At 64.3% G+C, this 19,603-nt stretch carries 13 protein-coding genes; 11 read left to right on the top strand and 2 right to left on the bottom strand.

Annotation, left to right across the window (positions count from 1 at the left end; all coding sequences use genetic code 11):
* Positions 1–46 precede the first annotated feature (46 nt).
* The 7 genes from FNA67_RS18305 (at position 47) to FNA67_RS18275 (ending at position 9,525) form a co-directional block, all read left to right on the top strand.
* The gene (locus FNA67_RS18305; protein ID WP_147657449.1) at positions 47–1,645 is read left to right on the top strand and encodes a peptide chain release factor 3; all 1,599 of its coding nucleotides are present in this window, start codon (positions 47–49) and stop codon (positions 1,643–1,645) included.
* A 198-nt stretch (positions 1,646–1,843) separates the two neighbouring features.
* On the top strand, positions 1,844–2,818 hold the full coding sequence (locus FNA67_RS18300; protein WP_147657447.1) for an aldo/keto reductase: 975 nt from the start codon (positions 1,844–1,846) through the stop codon (positions 2,816–2,818).
* A 1-nt stretch (position 2,819) separates the two neighbouring features.
* Positions 2,820–3,500: a phosphoribosyltransferase gene (locus FNA67_RS18295; protein ID WP_147657445.1), complete on the top strand. Its 681-nt coding sequence runs from the start codon at positions 2,820–2,822 to the stop codon at positions 3,498–3,500.
* Between the two features lie 42 nt (positions 3,501–3,542).
* Positions 3,543–6,455, top strand: a complete 2,913-nt coding sequence (locus tag FNA67_RS18290) for an insulinase family protein (protein ID WP_147657443.1) — start codon at positions 3,543–3,545, stop codon at positions 6,453–6,455.
* A gap of 183 nt (positions 6,456–6,638) precedes the next feature.
* Positions 6,639–7,637 carry a ligase-associated DNA damage response exonuclease gene (locus FNA67_RS18285; protein WP_147657440.1) on the top strand — a complete coding sequence of 333 codons (999 nt, stop codon included), beginning with the start codon at positions 6,639–6,641 and terminating at the stop codon, positions 7,635–7,637.
* Positions 7,634–9,211 carry a cisplatin damage response ATP-dependent DNA ligase gene (locus FNA67_RS18280; RefSeq protein WP_147657438.1) on the top strand — a complete coding sequence of 526 codons (1,578 nt, stop codon included), beginning with the start codon at positions 7,634–7,636 and terminating at the stop codon, positions 9,209–9,211. The genes FNA67_RS18285 and FNA67_RS18280 overlap by 4 nt, the downstream gene beginning before the upstream one ends.
* A gap of 8 nt (positions 9,212–9,219) precedes the next feature.
* Positions 9,220–9,525, top strand: a complete 306-nt coding sequence (locus FNA67_RS18275) for a UvrB/UvrC motif-containing protein (protein ID WP_147657436.1) — start codon at positions 9,220–9,222, stop codon at positions 9,523–9,525.
* 47 nt (positions 9,526–9,572) lie between these two features.
* On the opposite strand, the gene FNA67_RS18270 is transcribed toward FNA67_RS18275, so the two are convergent.
* Both FNA67_RS18270 and FNA67_RS18265 read right to left on the bottom strand, forming a co-directional pair.
* Positions 9,573–9,962 (bottom strand): MerR family DNA-binding protein, encoded by a 390-nt coding sequence (locus tag FNA67_RS18270; protein WP_049706494.1) that lies wholly within the window; start codon positions 9,960–9,962, stop codon positions 9,573–9,575.
* Complete coding sequence (locus FNA67_RS18265; RefSeq protein WP_147657433.1) at positions 9,943–11,670, bottom strand: long-chain-fatty-acid--CoA ligase; 1,728 nt, start codon at positions 11,668–11,670, stop codon at positions 9,943–9,945. Before FNA67_RS18265 ends, FNA67_RS18270 begins: the two co-directional genes overlap by 20 nt.
* A 209-nt stretch (positions 11,671–11,879) precedes the next feature.
* Between FNA67_RS18265 and FNA67_RS18260 the strand changes: the two genes are divergently transcribed.
* The 4 genes from FNA67_RS18260 (at position 11,880) to FNA67_RS18245 (ending at position 19,552) form a co-directional block, all read left to right on the top strand.
* Entirely contained in the window at positions 11,880–14,330 is a 2,451-nt protein-coding gene (locus tag FNA67_RS18260) for an acyl-CoA dehydrogenase (protein ID WP_147657431.1), read from the top strand.
* A 9-nt stretch (positions 14,331–14,339) separates the two neighbouring features.
* Entirely contained in the window at positions 14,340–16,301 is a 1,962-nt protein-coding gene (locus FNA67_RS18255; RefSeq protein ID WP_244616388.1) for a 3-hydroxyacyl-CoA dehydrogenase NAD-binding domain-containing protein, read from the top strand.
* 14 nt (positions 16,302–16,315) lie between these two features.
* Positions 16,316–17,599: an acetyl-CoA C-acetyltransferase gene (locus FNA67_RS18250; protein ID WP_147657427.1), complete on the top strand. Its 1,284-nt coding sequence runs from the start codon at positions 16,316–16,318 to the stop codon at positions 17,597–17,599.
* A 363-nt stretch (positions 17,600–17,962) separates the two neighbouring features.
* Positions 17,963–19,552 (top strand): peptide ABC transporter substrate-binding protein, encoded by a 1,590-nt coding sequence (locus FNA67_RS18245; protein WP_371874386.1) that lies wholly within the window; start codon positions 17,963–17,965, stop codon positions 19,550–19,552.
* Positions 19,553–19,603 lie beyond the last annotated feature (51 nt).

Genomic DNA, 19,603 nt, shown 5'->3' with positions numbered 1-19,603 from the left:
ATTCGGTCTAGGAGGAGCGCCTTCCCGACGAAAGCCCAGAATTGCCATGACCGCCGCCACCGCGACCGCAACTGCCCGCACGGGCCTGGCCCCGTATCAGACGCGGCGCACCTTCGCCATCATTTCGCACCCGGACGCCGGCAAGACCACGCTCACCGAAAAGCTGCTGGCCGCCTCGGGCGCCATCCAGCAGGCAGGCGCCGTGCGCGGGCGCGCCAGCATGCGCGCTACCCGGTCGGACTGGATGGAGATCGAGCAGCAGCGCGGCATCTCGATCACCTCCTCGGTGATGACGTTCGAGCATGACGGGCTGACCTTCAACCTTCTCGATACGCCCGGCCACTCGGACTTTTCGGAAGATACCTATCGCACGCTCACGGCGGTGGATGCGGCGATCATGGTCATCGACATGGCCAAGGGCATCGAAAGCCAGACGTTGAAACTCTTCGAAGTCTGCCGCCTGCGCGACATTCCCATCATCACTTTCGTAAACAAGGTGGACCGCGAGGGTCTGGGCGCGCTCGAAATCCTCGATACCGTCGCCGATACGCTGGCGCTCGACGTGTCGCCGGTCGTCTGGCCGGTCGGGCAGGGCGTCGACTTCAAGGGGACGATCGATCTCATCGGCAAGCGCCTGCTCTCCCCCTCGGGGGAGGTGCTGGAGACGTTCGAGGATGTCGAGGACCTGATGCTCGACGAGACCTATCTTGCCGATCCGGTCTTCGCCAGCGCCTTCGAGATGCTTGACCTGGCGCTCTCGGGCTATCCGGCCTTCGACCGCGCAACCTATCTGGAAGGGCACCTGACCCCGGTGATCTTCGGCTCGGCGCTCAAGAGCATCAGCGTGGCCGAACTCCTGATGGCGCTTGGCACCTGGGCGCCCGAGCCGCGCCCCCAGCCGGCCGAACCCAACCCCATCCAGCCCTCGGACAACAAGGTTTCCGGGTTCGTGTTCAAGGTGCAGGCCAACATGAACGCCAACCACCGCGACCGCATCGCCTTCGTGCGGCTCTCCTCGGGCACGTTCAAGCGCGGCATGCGCCTCAAAAACGTGCGCTCGGGCAAGGACATGGCGGTGACCAACCCGATGTTCTTCTTCGGGCAGAGCCGCGAACTGGCCGAAGAGGCGGTGGCTGGGGACATCGTGGGCATTCCCAACCACGGCACGCTCTCGGTGGGCGATACGCTGACCGAAGGGGCGGCGATCAAGGTCACGGGCATTCCCAATTTCGCACCCGAAATCATTCGCCGCGTGCGCCTGACCGATCCGATCAAGGCCAAGCAGCTTGCCAAGGCGCTATCCGACCTTGCCGAGGAAGGCGTAGCTCAGGTGTTCCGGCGCATGATCGGCGCGGACTGGCTGGTGGGGGTGGTCGGTCAACTGCAGCTCGAAGTGCTGCAATCGCGCATCGAGAAGGAATACGGCGTGCCGATCGCCTTCGAGAGCGTGGGGTACGAGCTGGCCCGCTGGGTGGCGGCCGAAGACAAGGCCGAGCTCAAGAAGTTCATCGACGCCAACCGCTCGACCCTGGCCGAGGACAAGGATGGCAACCCCATCTACCTGGCGCAGAGCAACTGGTGGCTCACCCGCATGCAGCAGGACTATCCCAAGGTCGAGTTCTTCGCGACCAGGGAGCGGGCGTAGACGGGCCCGATTCTCTGGTCCCCCAACCCTCTATTCCTCCCTTTGTGGGGAGGGAGCGAGGGTGGGTGGCCCGCCCCATATTTCATTTGATCCTCAGGCGTCCTAACGTTCGGGCGGGACGAGAATTTTCGTCTTCCTCATCGGAACGCCGCATTCGGACCGCATGAGGGGAGCGAATCATGGCTTGAGAGGAACGACATGCAGCAGCGCCGCTTGGGTAAGACCGGCTTCGAAGTTTCCGAGATCGGGCTGGGGCTCTGGCAATTGGGCGGCGATTTCGGACCCATGTCCGATGACATGGCGACCGAGATCATGGCCAAGGCCAATGCGCTGGGCGTCAATTTCTGGGATACGGCGGACGTCTACGGTTCCGGGCTTTCCGAGAGCCGGGTGCGCAGTTTCCCGGCGAAGGCGGGGGTGACGGTCGCCACCAAGGTCGGCCGTTCGGGCACGCTCTATCCGGACAAATACTCCAAGCAGGCGATCAAGGAGAGCCTGGCCGGTTCGGCGCGGCGGCTGGGCGTCGAGGTGCTCGATCTCGTCCAGCTCCACACCATCCCGACCGAAGTGATGCGGCAGGGCGATGTCTTCGGCTGGATGGACGAATTGCAGGCCGAGGGCCTTTTCAGGTTCTATGGGGCCAGCGTGGAGACGGTCGAGGAGGGCTTGATCTGCCTCCAGCATCCGGGCGTTTCCACCCTCCAGATCATCTTCAACATCTTCCGGCAGGATGCCGCCAAGGAATTGCTGCCGGCGGCACGCGACCGCGACGTCGGCATCATCGTGCGCCTGCCGCTGGCCAGCGGACTGCTCTCGGGCAAGTTCGGGCTGGCGACGCATTTCGCCGCCCAGGATCACCGCTACTACAATCGCGACGGACAGGCGTTCAATGTCGGGGAGACCTTTTCGGGGCTGCCCTTCGAGACCGGCGTGGCGTTGGCGGACGAGCTCAAGCATTTCGTGCCGCAGGGCTGGACCATGGCGCAGATGGCGCTGCGCTGGATCCTCGACTACGCCCCCATTTCCACCGTCATCGCCGGCGTCTCCAAGTCCGAGCAGTTGATCGACAATGTCGCCGCCGCGGCGCGTCCGCCACTGTCGCGCGAGCTCCACGAGCAGCTGGCCGGGTGGTATATCGAAAAGGTGCGCCCGAACGTGCGCGGGCAGATCTGAGATGACGTCCGGCGGTCGACTCTTCCAGGACCGCCGCGCTGCCGGGGCGGCACTCGCCAGGGCCCTGCTGGGCTACAAGGACCGCCACCCCATCGTGCTGGCGCTGCCCCGCGGCGGCGTTCCGGTGGGGTACGCCGTGGCCGAAGCGCTCGAAGCGCCACTCGACGTCCTCATCGTGCGCAAGATCGGCGCGCCGGGCTACGAGGAACTGGGCGTCGGCGCACTGGTGGAGGGCGATCCGCCGCAGGTGGTGCTCAACGAGGATGTGATGGCTGCGGTTGCTCCTTCGGGTGCCTATCTGGAAACCGAGCGCATGCACCAGATCGCCGAGATGGAGCGTCGGCGCGCGCTTTACCGGGGCGACCGTCCCTTGCCGTCGTTGACGGGGCGCACGGTTATCCTCGTGGACGACGGCATTGCCACGGGCGGCACTGTGCGAGCCGCGCTCAAGGGGCTTTCCGCCTCGGGGGCCGCTGCGGTGGTCCTCGCCGTGCCGGTGGCGCCTGCCGATGTGCTCAGGTCGCTGCGGCCGTTGGCCGATGCGGTGGTTTGCCTCGATACCCCGCAGCCCTTCAGCTCGGTGGGGGAGCATTACGTGCACTTTCCCCAGACGAGCGACGAGGAAGTGATCGCGCTCCTCGCTGCCGCAAGAGCGCACAGGGCTGGCGGATCGGCGCCCTAGCCCCTACATCTTGGTTTCGTTCGCGTTTTTGAGAGCCCCATCATGTTGAAGCACCATGCTTTCGAGCTGCTCCAGGAGCAGACCATCCCCGAGGTCAATTCGCTGGCGCGTCTTTACCGCCACAAGAAGACCGGGGCGGAAGTGCTTTCACTCATCAACGACGACGAGAACAAGGTGTTCGGTGTCACGCTCAAGACGCCGCCATCCGACTCGACGGGCGTGGCCCATATCCTCGAGCATTCGGTGCTGTGCGGCAGCCGCAAGTATCCTGTGAGGAAGCCGTTCGTGGAGATGCTCAAGGGCTCGCTCCACACCTTCCTCAACGCCATGACCTTTCCGGACAAGACGGCCTATCCGGTGGCCAGCCAGAACCTGCGCGACTTCTATAACCTCGTCGATGTCTATCTCGACGCCGTCTTCCATCCGCTGATTTCGGAAGACACCTTCAAGCAGGAAGGCTGGCATTATGAGCTCGATGGCGGCAATGCGCCGCTCATCTACAAGGGCGTGGTCTTCAACGAGATGAAGGGCGTCTATTCCTCGCCCGAGGCGGTGCTGCGCGATGTCTCGCAGCGCTCGATCTATCCGGACAACGCCTATGGCGTGAGTTCGGGGGGAGATCCCAAGGTCATTCCTGAGCTCACCTACGAGGACTTCAAGGCGTTCCACGAGCGCTTCTACCACCCGTCCAACACCCGCGCCTTCTTCTATGGCGACGACGATCCGGAGGAACGGCTCAACATTCTCGATGCGGTGTTCTCCGAGTTCGACAAGGCGGCGGTCACCTCCCAGGTGAGCCCGCAGCCGCGCTTTGCCGAGCCGCGGCGCGTCGAGCGCACCTATGCCTCGGGCGAGCCACAGCCGGGCAAGCGCACCGGCATGGTGACCGTCAACTGGATGCTCGACGAGATCGTCGACCCCAAGGCGCGCCTGGCGCTCGATGTCCTCGAGCACGTTCTGGTGGGAACCTCCGCCGCGCCGCTGCGCAAGGCCATGACCGATTCCGGGCTCGGCGAGAGCTTTGCCGGGGGCGGCTTCTCGGACGATTACCTCCAGCCCTTCGCCACGTTTGGGCTCAAGGGCATTGCCGATGCCGACCTGGCCAAGGTCGAGCCGATGATCCTCGATAACCTCAAGACCCTGGCCGAGGGCGGCATCGATCCGCTCCAGATCGAGGCTTCGCTCAACACCATTGAGTTCGCGTTGCGCGAGAACAATACCGGCAGCCTGCCGCGCGGCATCTCGCTGATGCTGCGATCGATGCGCACCTGGCTGCATGGCCACGATCCTCTGACCCCGCTGGCCTTCGAGGAAGCCTTCACGTCCCTAAAGCAGGACCTCGCTGCCGGTCGCCCGATCTTCGAGGATATGATCAAGACCCTGCTGCTGGAAAACCAGCACCGCACGACGGTCATCCTCACGGCCGATCCCGGCCAGGGCCAGCGCGAGGCGCGCCAGGAGGAAGAGCGGCTGGCCGGACACCGGGCCGAGCTTGACCATGCCGGCATCGAGGCGGCGATCGCTGAGACGCACGAACTCAAGACGCTGCAGGAGGCGATCGATGCTCCCGAGGCGCTGGCCAAGCTCCCGGCATTGCAACTGGCCGACCTGCCGCGTGAAGGGAAGGTCATCCCGACCGAGGAAGAGCGGGTCGCCGATACGCGCGTGCTGACCCACGATCTTGCCACCAATGGCATCCTCTATCTCGATCTCGCCTTCGACATGAGCGTGCTGCCGGCGGATCTCCTGCCCTACATGCCGATCTTCTCGCGAGCGCTGCTCCAGACGGGCACTAAGGACCAGGACTTCGTCTCGCTCTCCCAGCGCATCGGCCGGTCGACCGGCGGCATCGCGCCGGGCCAGGTGATTTCCTCGCGCGTCGATGGCGGCACCGCCGCCTACCTGGTGATGCGCGGCAAGGCGGTGCCCGACAAGGTCTCCGAGATGCTGGCCATCATGGCCGACATCATCCACACGGCACGCCTGGATAACCACGAGCGCATCAAGCAGATGGTGCTCGAGAACAAGGCCGGCTTCGAGGGGCGGCTGGCGGGAGCCGGGTCGGGCCTCATGTCCAGCCGCATCAGCGCCGCGCTGCGGGAAGCAGACTGGGCGTCCGAGCAGATGGGCGGCATCACCCAGCTCTTCTTCCTGCGCAAGCTGGTCGATGAAGTGCAGAACGACTGGCCCGCGGTCCAGGCCAAGCTCGAGCGCATCCGCGAACTGCTGTTCGCTCGAGCCTCGGCCATCGCCAATATCACCGCCGATGCGGCGATCTGGCAGGGGGCGCGGCCCGAACTCGAAGCCTTCCTCAAGGGGCTGCCGGTCTCAACCGGCTCGACTGGCGCGTGGTCTCCGCTTCTGACGCCGCGCAACGAGGCTTTCACCTTCCCGGGGCAGGTCAACTACGTCGCCAAGGGCGCCAATCTCTTCGACCTGGGCTACAGCCATTCCGGCTCGATCGCGGTCGTGCTGCGCCACACCCAGACCACCTATCTCTGGGACAAGGTGCGCGTGCTGGGCGGTGCCTATGGCTCGAGCATCGGCTACGACTTCCTCACCGGGAGCCTCGCCTTCAGCTCCTATCGCGACCCGAACCTTCTCGGGACGCTGGCGGTCTACGACAATACGCCCAGCTTCCTGCGCCAGGCCATCGGGGAGACCGAACTCACACGCTCGATCATCGGCACGATCGGCACTATCGACCGCTACATGCTGCCCGATGCCAAGGGGTATTCGGCCATGGTGCGCGTCATGACCGGGGATACCGACGAGGCGCGCCAGACGCGCCGCGAGCAGGTGCTGGGCACGACCGCGAAGGATTTCCGCGCCATGGCGGATCTGCTCGAAGTGGTCGCCAGGGAGGGGCATGTCGCTGTGCTTGGGTCGGAGGCTGCCATCGGCGCGGCAAATGCCGAGCGCGGCGGGTTCATGACGGTAACGCGGGTGCTCTAGGCGGGCCTTCCCCGAGGCGATGCACTCCCACCCTTGTGCTTCCCGGGGCTCATTGCCCCGCTCCATCGGGTTGGAGATGTCGGAGGGCCCCGGTTCCTCGGCTTGGGAAGTGCGGTAGCGCCATCGCGGGCGGCCAGCCTCACGGGACTGAACGCGAAGGCGAATTTCGCGTTAGTATGAACCATGGCCAGCCCGATCCTCGACCGTAACCTCCATATCCGTGCGATCGACACTTTCATCGATCCAGCCAGTCCAAAGGATCGGGCCATCATCACCCATGGCCATTCGGACCATGCGCGGTCCGGGCACGGCAAGGTGCTGGCAACGGCCGATACCATCGCCATCATGAAGGTGCGCTACGGGGAGGATTGCGCCGGCTCCTTCCAGGCGCTCGCCTATGGCGAGCCGCTCGATATCGACGGCGTGCGCATCACCCTCTATCCCGCCGGGCATATCCTGGGCAGCGCCCAGGTGCTGATCGAACATCAGGGCCAGCGTGTCGTGGTCACGGGTGACTATAAGCGCCACCCCGACCGCACTGCCCAGCCATTCGAACTGGTGCCCTGCGATCTTCTCGTCACCGAGGCCACGTTCGGCCTGCCGGTCTTCCAGCACCCCGAGCCGGAGATCGAGATAGCCCGCCTCCTGCGCTCGCTACGCGACAGTGCCGACCGCTCACACGTCATCGGCTGTTACGCGCTGGGCAAGGCGCAGCGGGTGATCTCGCTGCTGCGCGGGGCAGGGTATGAGGCACCGATCTACCTTCACGGGGCGATGGTGCGTCTGTGTGAACTCTACGAGGAGCGCGGCGTGCCGCTGGGCGAGCTGCGCCTCGCCATCGATGCCCCGAAATCGGAACTTGAGGGCGCGGTCGTCATCGCGCCGCCCTCGGCTTTGAAGGACCGCTGGAGCAGACGTCTCGCCGACCCGGTGCTGGCCTTCGCTTCGGGCTGGATGAGCATCAAGCAGCGCGCGCGACAGAGCCTGGTCGAGCTGCCGCTGGTCATTTCCGATCACGTGGACTGGAACGAATTGCGCCAGACCATTGCCGAGACTGGCGCCAGCACGGTCTGGGTCACGCATGGGCGAGAGGATGCGCTGGTCTATTATTGCCGCCAGCAGGGCCTCACGGCCGAGCCGCTCAACATCCAGGGGTTCGAAGACAACGGGGAAGAGGAATGAAGCGGTTCGCCCAGCTCCTCGAGCTTCTGGCCCTGACCCCGTCGCGCAATCGCAAGATCGAGGCGCTGACCAACTATTTCCGCGAGACGCCGGACCCCGATCGCGGCTTTGCGCTGGCCGTGCTGACCGGGGCCCTGACCTTCAAGAACGTCAAGCCCGCGGTGCTGCGCGAGGTGGTGTTGCGCGAGGTCGATCCTTACCTCTTCGGGCTTTCCTACGACTATGTCGGGGATTTGGGCGAGACCATCGCGCTCATCTGGCCCCATCATGGCGGCACGGAAGACCTGCCGAGCCTCACCGACCTCATCGAACTTTTCAACACCACCTCCAAAAGCGAGCTGCCGGCCCTCATCGCCTCGCTCCTTACCCGCGCCGAAATCAACGAGCGCTGGGCGCTGGTGAAGCTGGCGACGGGTGCCTTGCGGATCGGCATTTCGGCACGCCTCGCCAAGACGGCACTGGCGCAGATGAGCGGCAAGGATCTCCAAGAGATCGAGGAGGTGTGGCACGGTATCACCTTGCCCTATAGCGAGCTCTTCGCCTGGCTCGACGGCAAGGCCGGGCGGCCCGACATCGACCATGCGGCGCGCTTCCACCCGCTGATGCTCTCCAACCCGATCGACGAGGAAAAGGATATCGGCAAGCTGGCGCCCGCCGATTTCGCCGCGGAGTGGAAGTGGGACGGCATACGCGTGCAACTCATCATGTCGCGCGGACGGGTGTCGCTGTTCTCGCGCACGGGCGATGACATCGCCGAGGCCTTCCCCGATATCGTGGACAATGTCTTCGGGGAGGCGGTACTCGATGGCGAGCTTCTCGTGGGCCACGATTTCGAGCCGGCCTCGTTCAACGACCTGCAGCAGCGCCTCAACCGCAAGGTCGCCATCGGCAAGCATCTGAGCGAATTCCCCGCCTTCATCCGGGTCTACGACATGCTGTTCGACGGCAGCGAAGACATCCGGGCTTTGGCCTGGACCGAGCGGCGCAGCCACCTGGAGGAATGGTTCGCCGGCAATCCCCAGACCCGGCTCGACCTCTCGCCGGTCCTGGGCTTCGAGACCTGGGAGGAACTGGCCGAGCTGCGGCGGCGCGGTGCCGACGAGCACGGACACGAAGGCGTCATGGTCAAGCTGCGCGCGGCGCCCTACATACCTGGCCGTCCCAAGGGGTACTGGTACAAGTGGAAGCGCGACCCCAATGTCGTGGATGCCGTGCTGATGTATGCCCAGCGCGGGCATGGCAAGCGCTCCTCCTTCTATTCGGACTTCACTTTCGGGGTATGGAAGGGCAACGAGATCGTGCCGATCGGCAAGGCCTATTTCGGCTTCACCGACGAGGAACTGAAACAGCTCGACCGCTGGGTGCGCGCTAATACGGTGCAGTCCTTCGGGCCGGTACGCGAGGTGAAGAAGGAACTGGTTCTCGAAATCGCCTTCGACTCGGCGCAACAATCGAACCGGCACAAGTCCGGGGTGGCGTTGCGTTTTCCGCGCATCAACCGCATTCGCTGGGACAAGCCCATGAACGAGGCCGCAACGCTCGAGGACATGATGGTCTTCGTCAATGCCAGCTAGGAGGAGCCATGTCGCTCCAGTCTGTCCACAGGAAGATCGTCGAACTCGAAAAGCAGATGCAGGAGGCTGCCGCCAACCTCGATTTCGAGCTGGCCGCCAGGCTGCGCAACGAGATCGATGCGCTTTCGGGCAAGGCGCCGCGCCAGGCCGAGGACCCGAATGACGGGCCTGCCGCCACGGTGGTCAGCCAGCCGCCGCCGGGCGCGATGGGGCTGGGCACGCACATTCCCGTGGCTGAGCCGCCAAAGGGGTGGAAGAAGCCGAAAAAGCCAAGCCCGATGACGAGCAATGTGAAGAACCGCAAGGGGCGCTAGTAGCGCACCAGGAGTGCGTCTGTGCCGCTTCCCTGCGCTTCAGTCCTTCAAGCCTTCTCCATCTCGCCCACTGCCAGCTTGCGCATCTCGCGCAGCTCCGCGATCGTGGTCTGGATGTCGCTGAGCTGCTGTTCGAGCATCCTGAGGCGTTCGTCGACCTTTTCGACCAGCATGTTGGCCTGCTGGGTGCGGTTGGCGTCGTAGAGGCCGAGATAATCCGAGATTTCCCGCAGCGAAAAGCCCAGACGCTTGCCGCGCAGGATCAGGATCAGCCGGGCGCGGTCGCGGCGACGGAAGACGCGTGTGGCGCCGACGCGCTCGGGCGCGATCAGGCCCTTGGCTTCGTAAAAGCGGATGGCGCGCGTCGAGATGCCGAACTCGCGGGCGAGGTCGGCAATCGCGAAGAGGTCGCGGTTCTCAGGTTCTGGCCGGTTCACGGCGCTGCCCTTTCCTCTGGCTGTATTCCTCCCGCAGCTCTTTCTTGGAGAGCTTTCCGATCAGGGTTTTCGGCAAGGCATCCTTGAAGATGATCTCGCGCGGCATCTCCATCTTGTTGAGCTTGGCCGAGATGAAGGTCTTGAGCTCCGCCTCGCCGATCGAGGCGCCGCTGACCAGCTTGACGAAGGCCACCGGCGCTTCGCCGCGATAGTCGTCCGGCACGCCGATGACATTGGCCTCGTCCACCAGCTCATGTTCCATCAGCGCTTCCTCGATATTGCGCGGGTAGACGTTGAAGCCGGACGAGATGATGAGGTCCTTGATGCGATCGACGAGGAAGACGTAGCCGTCCTCATCGACATAGCCGACGTCGCCGGTGCGCAGCCAGCCGTCCATGAAGGCGTCGCGCGTGGACTGCTCGTCGTCGAAATATCCGGCCATGACCTGGGGGCCCCTGACCTGAAGTTCCCCGGGCTCGCCGATGCCGACGGCCTTGCCGGTATCGACATCAACGAACCGCAGGTCGGTGCCGGGCAGGGGGAGGCCGATCGACATCGGCTTGGAAGCCACCTTGAGCGCGGCGCAGCAGACGACCGGAGAGGCCTCGGTCAACCCATAGCCCTCGGCTAGTCGCGCCGGTGAAATCCTGGCGAATTTGGAGCGGACCTCATTGGGAAGCGCGGCGCCGCCGGAAATGGCGATCTCAAGGCTGGCGATCTGCTCGGCCTTGATGTCGGCCTTGGCGAGGGCCTGGAGCAGGGTCGGCACCGCCGGCAGGATATTGGCCTTGGTGCGCATGAAGATGTCGAGCAGCGACTTCAGCTCGAAGCGGGGCAGCATGACCACCTGGATGCCGTTGCACAGCGGCACGTTCATGCACACGGTCATCGCGAAGATATGGAAGAAGGGCAGAACGGCGATGACCTTTGAGGGCGGGTAGAACAACCCGCAGCCCCAGGCGTCGATCTGGGCCATGTTGGCCGCGATATTGGCATGGGTGAGCATGGCGCCTTTGGGGAGCCCGGTGGTGCCGCCGGTATATTGCTGGACGGCGATGTCCTTGGTCTTGTCGATGATCACCGGTTCGGGCGTTTCCCTGCGCGCCAGCATTTCTGCGAAGCGGGTAATTTGGGCTGCGACCCGCGACTTGCCGACATTGGCCAGGTCGCGGCGCTTGGCGATGGAAAAGAGCGCGCGCTTGACCAGCGGCAGCGCTTCGGGGAAGTGGCAGACGACCAGCGACTTGACGTGGCCCGCCTCGACCAGGGCCTCGGCCTTTTCGAAGATCTGCTTGAGATCAAGCGTGATCATCAGGTCGGCCTTGGCGTTCGAGGCGATGTGGGCCAACTCGTGCACGGTATAGAGCGGGTTGCAGTTGACGACCGTGCCGCCGGCACGGAGCACTGCATAATAGGAAATGACGTAGAAGGGCGTGTTGGGGAGCATCAGTGCCACGCGCACACCCTTCCGGACGCCGAACTGCTTCTGGAGCGCGCCGGCAAGCGAGATGATCGAGCGGGCCAGTTCGCCAAAGCTCATCGTGCCGCCGAGGAAATCGAGTGCCGTCGCCAGGGGCTCGCGGGCGCAGGCCGCCAGGACCTGCTCGTGCACCGGCTGGAAATCGGCATCGAGCTCCCAGCTTATCCCTTCCGGGTAATGGCTCAGCCAGGGACGTGGGTGGTCAGGGGTCTCGACCGCAGATGCCATTCAGTCTTCCTCCGGGGGATTTCCCTCGTTTTGGCGGAAGTATTCCATGGCCTTACGTAAGCGTCAAATTGCTGTCCTAACACTTTTGAATGACCTACGCGGTCACGCTTACTTTTGAGGCCGTGAGTTGACGTATACGTAAAGGGCATGCATTCTTTACCCGCTTGCCCTATGTTCTAGGGGTGACGCGTGTCGGAGAGGAGGACTCAATGACCCTGATCGTCTGGCTGGTAGGTATCGTCGCGGTCTGTGCCCTGGCGCTGCGCAAGGCGCCGCTCTGGCAGTGGGCGGTTGCCGCCCTCGCGATCGGCATCCTGGCGCGTATCGCGGCCGGCTTCGCCTTCGACCTCTGGCTCGTTCTCGCGCTGGTTCCGGCCATCGTCCTTGGGTTGCTCTCGGTCGAGCAGATCCGTCTCGTCGTCCTGACCGGGCCGGCTTACCGCTTCGTCAAATCCATCCTGCCGCGCGTCTCGACCACCGAGCAGGAAGCGCTCGATGCCGGCACCGTCGGCTGGGATGTGGAACTGTTTTCCGGCAAGCCCGACTGGTCCAAGCTCATGGACATCCGTAAGCTGACGCTGAGCGAAGAGGAAAAGGCCTTCCTCGACGGCCCCGTCAACGAAGTGTGCGCGATGATCGATGACTGGGACATCCGCCACAACCGAGCCGACCTGCCGCCCGAAGTCTGGCAATATCTCAAGGACAAGGGGTTCCTTGGCATGCTGATCGCCAAGGAGCACGGCGGCCTGGGCTTTTCGGCGCAGGCGCAGTCGATGGTCGTCTCCAAGATCGCCAGCCGCTCGGTCGCGGCCGCCATCACCGTCATGGTGCCCAATTCGCTCGGACCGGGCGAGCTGCTCGAAAAGTACGGAACGCCCGAACAGAAGAAGCAGTATCTCTCGCGCCTGGCGCAGGGGCTGGAAGTGCCGTGCTTCGCGCTTACCGGCCCGCACGCGGGTTCGGATGCCGCGGGCATGCGCGACGTGGGCGTCGTCGCCTACGGCGAATATCGCGGCAAGCAGGTGCTGGGGGTCAACCTCTCCTGGGACAAGCGCTATATCACCCTGGCCCCCGTCGCCACCCTTGTCGGGCTCGCCTTCAACCTCCATGATCCGGACAACCACCTGGGCAAGGGCGAGCATGTCGGCATCACCCTGGCTCTGATCCCGGCCAATTTTCCGGGCGTCCAGATCGGCCGGCGGCACTATCCGGCGCGCTCGGCCTTCATGAACGGGCCGATCAAGGGCAAGAACGTCTTCGTGCCCATGGAATTCCTGATCGGTGGCACCGATTATGCCGGGCAGGGCTGGCGCATGCTCATGGAGTGCCTGGCCACCGGCCGCGCCATCTCGCTGCCCGCCATCGGCACGGTTTCGATCAAGCAGGCGCTGCGCGTCACCAGTGCCTATGCTCGCATTCGCCGGCAATTCGGCATTCCGGTCGGCATCATGGAGGGAGTGGCGGACCCGCTCGCCCGCATGATCAAGTCCGCCTATACGTTCGAGGCCGCGCGCGCCCTCACCGCTTCGATGGTCGATGAAGGCCAGCGTCCGTCAGTGCTCTCGGCGCTGCTCAAGTACCGCACCACCGACGCCATGCGCGACCGGGTCAACGACGCCATGGACGTCCATGGCGGCCGCGCCATCCAGGACGGGCCGAGCAACTACATGTTCTCGGGCTACGCCAACACGCCCGTCGCCATTACCGTGGAAGGCGCCAATATCCTCACGCGCACCCTCATCACCTTCGCGCAGGGCGCGCTGCGGGCGCATCCCTATCTCTATCGCGAAATCGCGGCGGTGCAGAACCCGGATAAGCGCGAGGGGCTCAAGGCGTTCGACGCCGCCTTTGGCGGGCACATCGCCTATATGGGCCACAACAAGATCGCCAGCCTCCTCCACGGGCTGACCTTCGCCCGCTTCTGTTCCTCGCCGGTCGACCACGAGATGGCGGGCTGGTATCGCCAACTCCACCGCTATTCGCAGGACTTTGCGCTGGTGGGCGACTGGACCGTGGTGTTCCTGGGCGGGGCCCTCAAGCGCAAGCAGAAGCTCTCGGGCCGCATGGCCGATATTCTCTCCAACCTCTACCTCATGTCGGCGGTGCTGCGCCGCTACGAGGATGAGGGCCGCATCGAGGAAGACCGGCCGGTGGTGGACGCCATCATGGCCGATTGCTGCGCGGCCATCGAAGCGAGCTTCGGGGAGGTCTTCGCCAACTTCCCCAATCCGTTCCTGGGCTGGGTGATGCGCATCCTTGCCTTCCCGCTGGGCCGGCATGCCAAGGCCTCTTCGGATCGGGCCAACTACCGGTTCGTGCGCGCCGTGCTGCGGCCGGGCGCCTTCCGCGACCGGCTTACCGCCGGCACCTATGTCAGCATGGATCCCAACGACATCACCGGCGTTCTCGAAGACGGGTTTCTCAAGGTGACGGCGGCCGAGGAAGCGGAGGCGAAGTTCGTGCGGGCCATCAAGAAGCGGATTATCGAGCGTCGGCTCGATCGCGACGCAATCATCGATGCGGTGGCGGCGGGCGTGCTCACCGAGGACGAAGCCAAGCTGCTGCGCGCCGCCGACGAAGCCACCGACCGAGCCATCAAGGTAGACGACTTCGATCCGGATGAGCTCGCCCCCCGCCAACTTTCCCGCGCCGCCGAATAGGAGCTGCACGTGGCACTTCCCGAACTACGGAACTGGACGTTCACCGTCGATTTCGAACGGATCGGCTGGCTGACCATCGATACTCCCGGCGCCAGCGTCAACACGCTCTCGCGAGAGGCCATCGTCGAGCTCGAAACGCTGGTCGGACATATCGAGGAAATGGCCAATGGCGAGGAATTGCTCGGCGTCGTCCTGCTCTCGGGCAAGGAAAGCGGCTTCATCGCCGGGGCCGATATCTCAGAATTCGACGCCATGTCGGATTTTTCTATCCTGTCCGAGGCGCTGCGGCGCACCCATGCGCTCTTCCAGCGCATCGAGAACCTCAAGATACCCTTCGTCGCCGGCATCCACGGCTTCTGCCTGGGCGGCGGGCTCGAGCTGGCGCTGGCCTGCCACTACCGGATCGCGGTCAACAACGACAAGACGCGCATCGGCTTTCCCGAGGTGAACCTGGGCATCTTCCCGGGCTTCGGCGGCACCGGGCGTTCGTTGCGGCAGGCGGGGCCGATCGATGCCATGCAGCTCATGCTGGCCGCCCGCATGCTGAGGGCCGGGGTCGCGCGCGGCATGGGGCTGGTCGACAAGCTGGTGCGCCATCGTGACAACCTGCGCTGGGAGGGCCGCAAGGCGGTGCTTCAGAAGCGCCGGTCCCATCCGGCAGGCTGGACCAAGCGTATCATGGGGCTGAGCCTGGCGCGTCCGTCGCTCGTGCGGCGGCTGCGCGAGGAGGTGGCCAAGAAGGCGCGACCCGAGCACTATCCGGCGCCCTATGCGCTCATCGACCTCTTCGAAAAGCACGGCGACGACTGGCGCACCATGTCGGCGGGCGAGATCACCAGCTTCGTGCCGCTCATGGGCTCGGAGACCGCGACAAACCTGCGCCGCGTCTTCTTCCTCTCCGAGGGGCTCAAGAAGCAGGTGCTCAAGGGCAGCGCCAAGCCGCAGTTCAACCGCGTTCATGTCATCGGTGCCGGTGTGATGGGTGGCGACATCGCGGCCTGGTGTGCGCTGCGCGGACTGGCGGTGACGCTGCAGGACCTCGATCTCGATCGCATAAAGCCCGCGCTCGACCGAGCCAGAAAACTCTTCCAGAAACGCCTCAAGAAACCGCGCGAGGTTGCGGCGGCCATGGCGCGGCTCGAAGCCGATGTCGAGGGCAAGGGCGTGCCGCGCGCCGATGTCATCATCGAGGCGGTGGTCGAGAACCTCGACATCAAGCACAAGGTCTTTCTCAACCTCGAAGCCCGGGCCAAGCCCACGGCGATCCTTGCCACCAACACGTCGTCCATCGAACTCGAACGGATCGCGGAGGGCATGAAGGAGCCGGCGCGGCTCATCGGCCTTCACTTCTTCAACCCGGTGGCGCAACTGCCGCTCGTCGAGGTCATCCAGTCCCGGTTCAACAGCGCCGAGACCATTGCGCTGGGGGCCTCCTTCGTGCTGGCCATCTCCAAGAGTCCGGTCGTCGTCAAATCGGCGCCCGGCTTCCTCGTCAACCGCGTGCTCATGCCCTACATGCTCGGCGCCGTGCAGCGGGTGGAGAATGGCGAGAGCAAGGAACTGCTCGATGCCGCCGCGGTTGCCTTCGGCATGCCGATGGGGCCGATCGAACTCATGGATACCGTGGGGCTCGATGTCGGCAAGTCCGTGGCCCAGGAACTGGGGCATCCCGTCCCCGAGGGCAGCAAGTTCGCCGCGCTCGTCGCTTCGGGGAAGTTCGGGCGCAAGACCGGTGCTGGCTTTTACAAATGGGAGAAGGGCAAGGCTCAAAAAGGGCCGGTGCCCGAGCATCCGGATCTCGCCGCGCTCGGGCGCGAGCTGGTCAAGCCACTCGTCGATACCACCGAGACCGTCGTCGCCGAAAACGTCGTTGCCAATGCGGACCTCGCCGATATCGGCGTGATCCTGGGCACCGGATTTGCGCCGTTCCTGGGTGGGCCGATCAAGGCCCGGCAGGATGGCAGGGCATAAAGGAAATCCCGCTCATGACTGAACTGCGCCGCGTCGCAATCGTCGGATCAGCCCGCATTCCCTTCTGCCGGAGCTATACCGGCTATGCCGAGGAATCCAACCTCACCATGCTCGGCACGACGCTCGCCGGGCTGGCCGACAAATATAACCTCAAGGGCGAGGCCATCGGTGAGGTTATGGCGGGCGCCGTCATCGGCCACAGCCGCGACTTCAACCTGGCGCGCGAGGCCACCCTCGATGCCGGGTTCTCCCCCAGCACGCCGGGCACCAATGTGCAGATCGCCTGCGGCACGAGCCTGCAGGCGGCGCTCATGCTGGGCGCCAAGATCGCGACCGGCGAGATCGAGAGCGGCATCGCAGCCGGCTCCGATACGGTCAGCGACGCGCCGATCGTGGTCGGCGACAAGTTCCAGCACCGCCTCTCCAAGCTCAGCCGCGCCCGCTCGGTCGGCGAACGTTTCAAGGCCCTCAAGGGCTTCTCCTTCGGCGAGTTGGCGCCGGTGGCGCCATCGACCCAGGAGCCGCGCACCGGCCTTTCCATGGGCCAGCATTGCGAACTGATGGCGCGGCAGTGGCAAATCTCGCGCGAGGACCAGGACAAGCTGGCGCTGCGCAGCCACCAGAACGCCGCGCGCGCCTATAACGAGGGGTTTCACGATGACCTGCTCGTCTCCTGCGCCGGCATCTGGCGTGACAACAACGTCCGAGCCGATACCACGCTCGAAAAGATGGCGACGATGAAGCCGGCCTTCGACAAGTCCTCGGGCCATGGCACGCTGACTGCGGCCAATTCCACTCCACTGACCGATGGCGCCGCCTCGGTGTTGCTGGCGAGCGAGGACTGGGCCAGAGCCCATGGCCTGCCGGTGCTGGCCTATCTTTCGATGGGCAAGGTTTCGGCCAACAACTTTGCCGCCGGCGACGGGCTGCTCATGGCGCCGACCATTGCGGTTTCCGAAATGCTGCGCCGGTCCAACCTCGCCTTCTCCGATATCGACCTTTTCGAGCTGCACGAGGCGTTTGCCGCCCAGGTGCTATGCACGCTCAAGGCCTGGCGGGACCCCAAGTATAACCGCGAAGTGCTCGAGCGCGAGACGCCGATGGGCGAGATCGATCCGGAGAGGATCAACGTCAAGGGTTCAAGCCTCGCCTATGGCCACCCCTTCGCCGCCACCGGCGCGCGCATCCTGGGGGTCACGGCAAAGCTCCTGCAATCGGAGGACAAGGAACGGGCGCTGATCTCGGTCTGCACGGCCGGCGGCATGGGCGTGGCGGCGCTGGTCGAGCGCGCCGCCTGATTGCCAGTAGAGCAGCCGCGAGCTCGCCGATAAGACAGTTTGTCTTACCTATCGATCCGGCGCCCCGTGCATTGCGGGGCCCACGGCGAGAACTTCATGAGTCCAGACATCATTGTATTTTATTGAGTTTTTGGAGCCGTACCAGAACTTCAAAACCCGTTCGGTCGTCTCAAGAATATCGCTCGTCGAAAGCAGGATAATACCTGTTTGTCTTCCTCCGAACGCCCGTTGACGCTTGCGTCAAGCTTGTCTACGGTCTGCGCTTCTTTGCAAGTGGAATGGCAAAAAACCACCTGCACGAAAAGTACAAAACCGGGAAACAATCCCGGCAGGGTTCAGGAAACAACAGGAGTAGGGACGATAATGAAAATTACCAAAGTCCTTAAAGCGGTCGCGACCGCCGGCGCTCTGGCGCTGTTCATGGGAGGCGCGGCGCAGGCCGTCACTCTCAATCTGGGTAACGGGGGCGAACCCGGTTCGCTCGATCCGCACAAGGTCTCCGGCGACTGGGAAAACCGTATCGTCGGCGAATATCTCGAAGGTCTGGTCGCCGAAGACATCCAGGCCGATGCCATTCCGGGCCAGGCCGAGTCCTGGACCGTTTCGGACGATGGCCTGACCTATACTTTCAAGCTACGCGCCGATGCCAAGTGGACCGACGGCGAGCCCGTCACCGCCCAGAATTTCGTGGACGCGTTCCAGCGCCTGTTCGACCCCAAGACTGCGGCCGAATACGCCTATCTCCAGTACCCGATCAAGAATTCGTCCAAGATCGCGTCCGGTGACATCACCGATTTCAGCCAGCTCGGTGTCAAGGCGATCGACGACAAGACCCTCGAGATCACCCTCGAGGCTCCCACTCCGTTCTTCCTGCAGGCCCTGACCCACTACACCGCCTTCCCGATCCGCAAGGACATCATCGAGAAGTTCGGCGACCAGTGGACGCAGCCGGCCAATATCGTGGGTAACGGCCCCTACAAGATTACCGAATGGGTGCCCGGCTCCTACATCAAGGCCGTCAAGAGCGACACCTATTACGGCAAGGACAACCTCAAGATCGACGAGATCAGCTTCAACAATACCGAAGACCTGACCGCCGCTCTCAACCGCTACCGTGCGGGCGAGCTGGATATCCTCACCGATTTCCCGGCCGACCAGTACCAGTGGCTGCAGGACAACCTGCCGGGCCAGGCACACGTGGCTCCGTTCCTGGGCGTCTACTACTACGTCTTCAACCAGTCCAAGGAACCGCTCAACAACATGGAGATCCGCAAGGCCCTCTCCATGGCGGTCAATCGTGACGTGATCGGCCCGGACGTGCTGGGCACGGGCGAACTGCCGGCCTATGGCTGGGTCCCGCCGGGTACCGCCAACTACGAAGGCGAGCAGTATGTCCCCGAGTGGTCCAAGCTCCCCTATGACGAGAAGGTCAAGCAGGCTGCCGAGATCATGGCCGGCCTGGGCTATACGCCCGACCATCCGCTCAAGTTGCAGCTGCGCTACAACACCAACGACAACCACCAGCGCATCGCCGTCGCCATCGCCTCCATGTGGAAGCCGATCGGCGTGGAAGTCGAGCTCTTCAACGCCGAAGTCGCCGTCCACTATGACGCCCTGCGCGCCGGTGACTTCCAGGTCGGCCGTGCCGGCTGGCTGCTCGACTACAACGATGCCTCCAACACTCTCGACCTCCTCAAGACGGGCGTCGAGAACAACTATGGCCGCTATTCGAACCCCAAGTTCGACGAGCTGATGGCCCAGGCCGCCGCCGAGCGTGACCTGGTCAAGCGTGCCGGTTACATGCACGAAGCCGAAAAGCTGGCCATGGATGAGTTCGGCGCCATGCCGATCTACTGGTATGTGTCCAAGAACGTCGTGTCCCCGAAGATCACCGGCTTCGAGGACAACGCCCAGGACATCCACCGCGTCCGCTGGATGAGCAAGTCGGAATAATCCGATAGCGGGAGTCGCGGCCAAGCGTCGCCGCGGCTCCCGCTACTGCCA

This window comes from Youhaiella tibetensis (genome assembly GCF_008000755.1).
Classification (GTDB): Bacteria; Pseudomonadota; Alphaproteobacteria; order Rhizobiales; family Devosiaceae; genus Paradevosia; species Paradevosia tibetensis.
This window is presented reverse-complemented; position numbering and strand designations above follow the sequence as displayed.

Excerpts from the sequence above, each read along its gene's own strand:
- FNA67_RS18305 (WP_147657449.1), top strand. The coding sequence starts at position 47 with ATGACCGCCGCCACCGCGACCGCAACTGCCCGCACGGGCCTGGCCCCG.
- FNA67_RS18300 (WP_147657447.1), top strand. The coding sequence starts at position 1,844 with ATGCAGCAGCGCCGCTTGGGTAAGACCGGCTTCGAAGTTTCCGAGATC.
- FNA67_RS18295 (WP_147657445.1), top strand. The coding sequence starts at position 2,820 with ATGACGTCCGGCGGTCGACTCTTCCAGGACCGCCGCGCTGCCGGGGCG.
- FNA67_RS18290 (WP_147657443.1), top strand. The coding sequence starts at position 3,543 with ATGTTGAAGCACCATGCTTTCGAGCTGCTCCAGGAGCAGACCATCCCC.
- FNA67_RS18285 (WP_147657440.1), top strand. The coding sequence starts at position 6,639 with ATGGCCAGCCCGATCCTCGACCGTAACCTCCATATCCGTGCGATCGAC.
- FNA67_RS18280 (WP_147657438.1), top strand. The coding sequence starts at position 7,634 with ATGAAGCGGTTCGCCCAGCTCCTCGAGCTTCTGGCCCTGACCCCGTCG.
- FNA67_RS18275 (WP_147657436.1), top strand. The coding sequence starts at position 9,220 with ATGTCGCTCCAGTCTGTCCACAGGAAGATCGTCGAACTCGAAAAGCAG.
- FNA67_RS18265 (WP_147657433.1), bottom strand. The coding sequence starts at position 11,670 with ATGGCATCTGCGGTCGAGACCCCTGACCACCCACGTCCCTGGCTGAGC.
- FNA67_RS18260 (WP_147657431.1), top strand. The coding sequence starts at position 11,880 with ATGACCCTGATCGTCTGGCTGGTAGGTATCGTCGCGGTCTGTGCCCTG.
- FNA67_RS18250 (WP_147657427.1), top strand. The coding sequence starts at position 16,316 with ATGACTGAACTGCGCCGCGTCGCAATCGTCGGATCAGCCCGCATTCCC.
- FNA67_RS18245 (WP_371874386.1), top strand. The coding sequence starts at position 17,963 with ATGAAAATTACCAAAGTCCTTAAAGCGGTCGCGACCGCCGGCGCTCTG.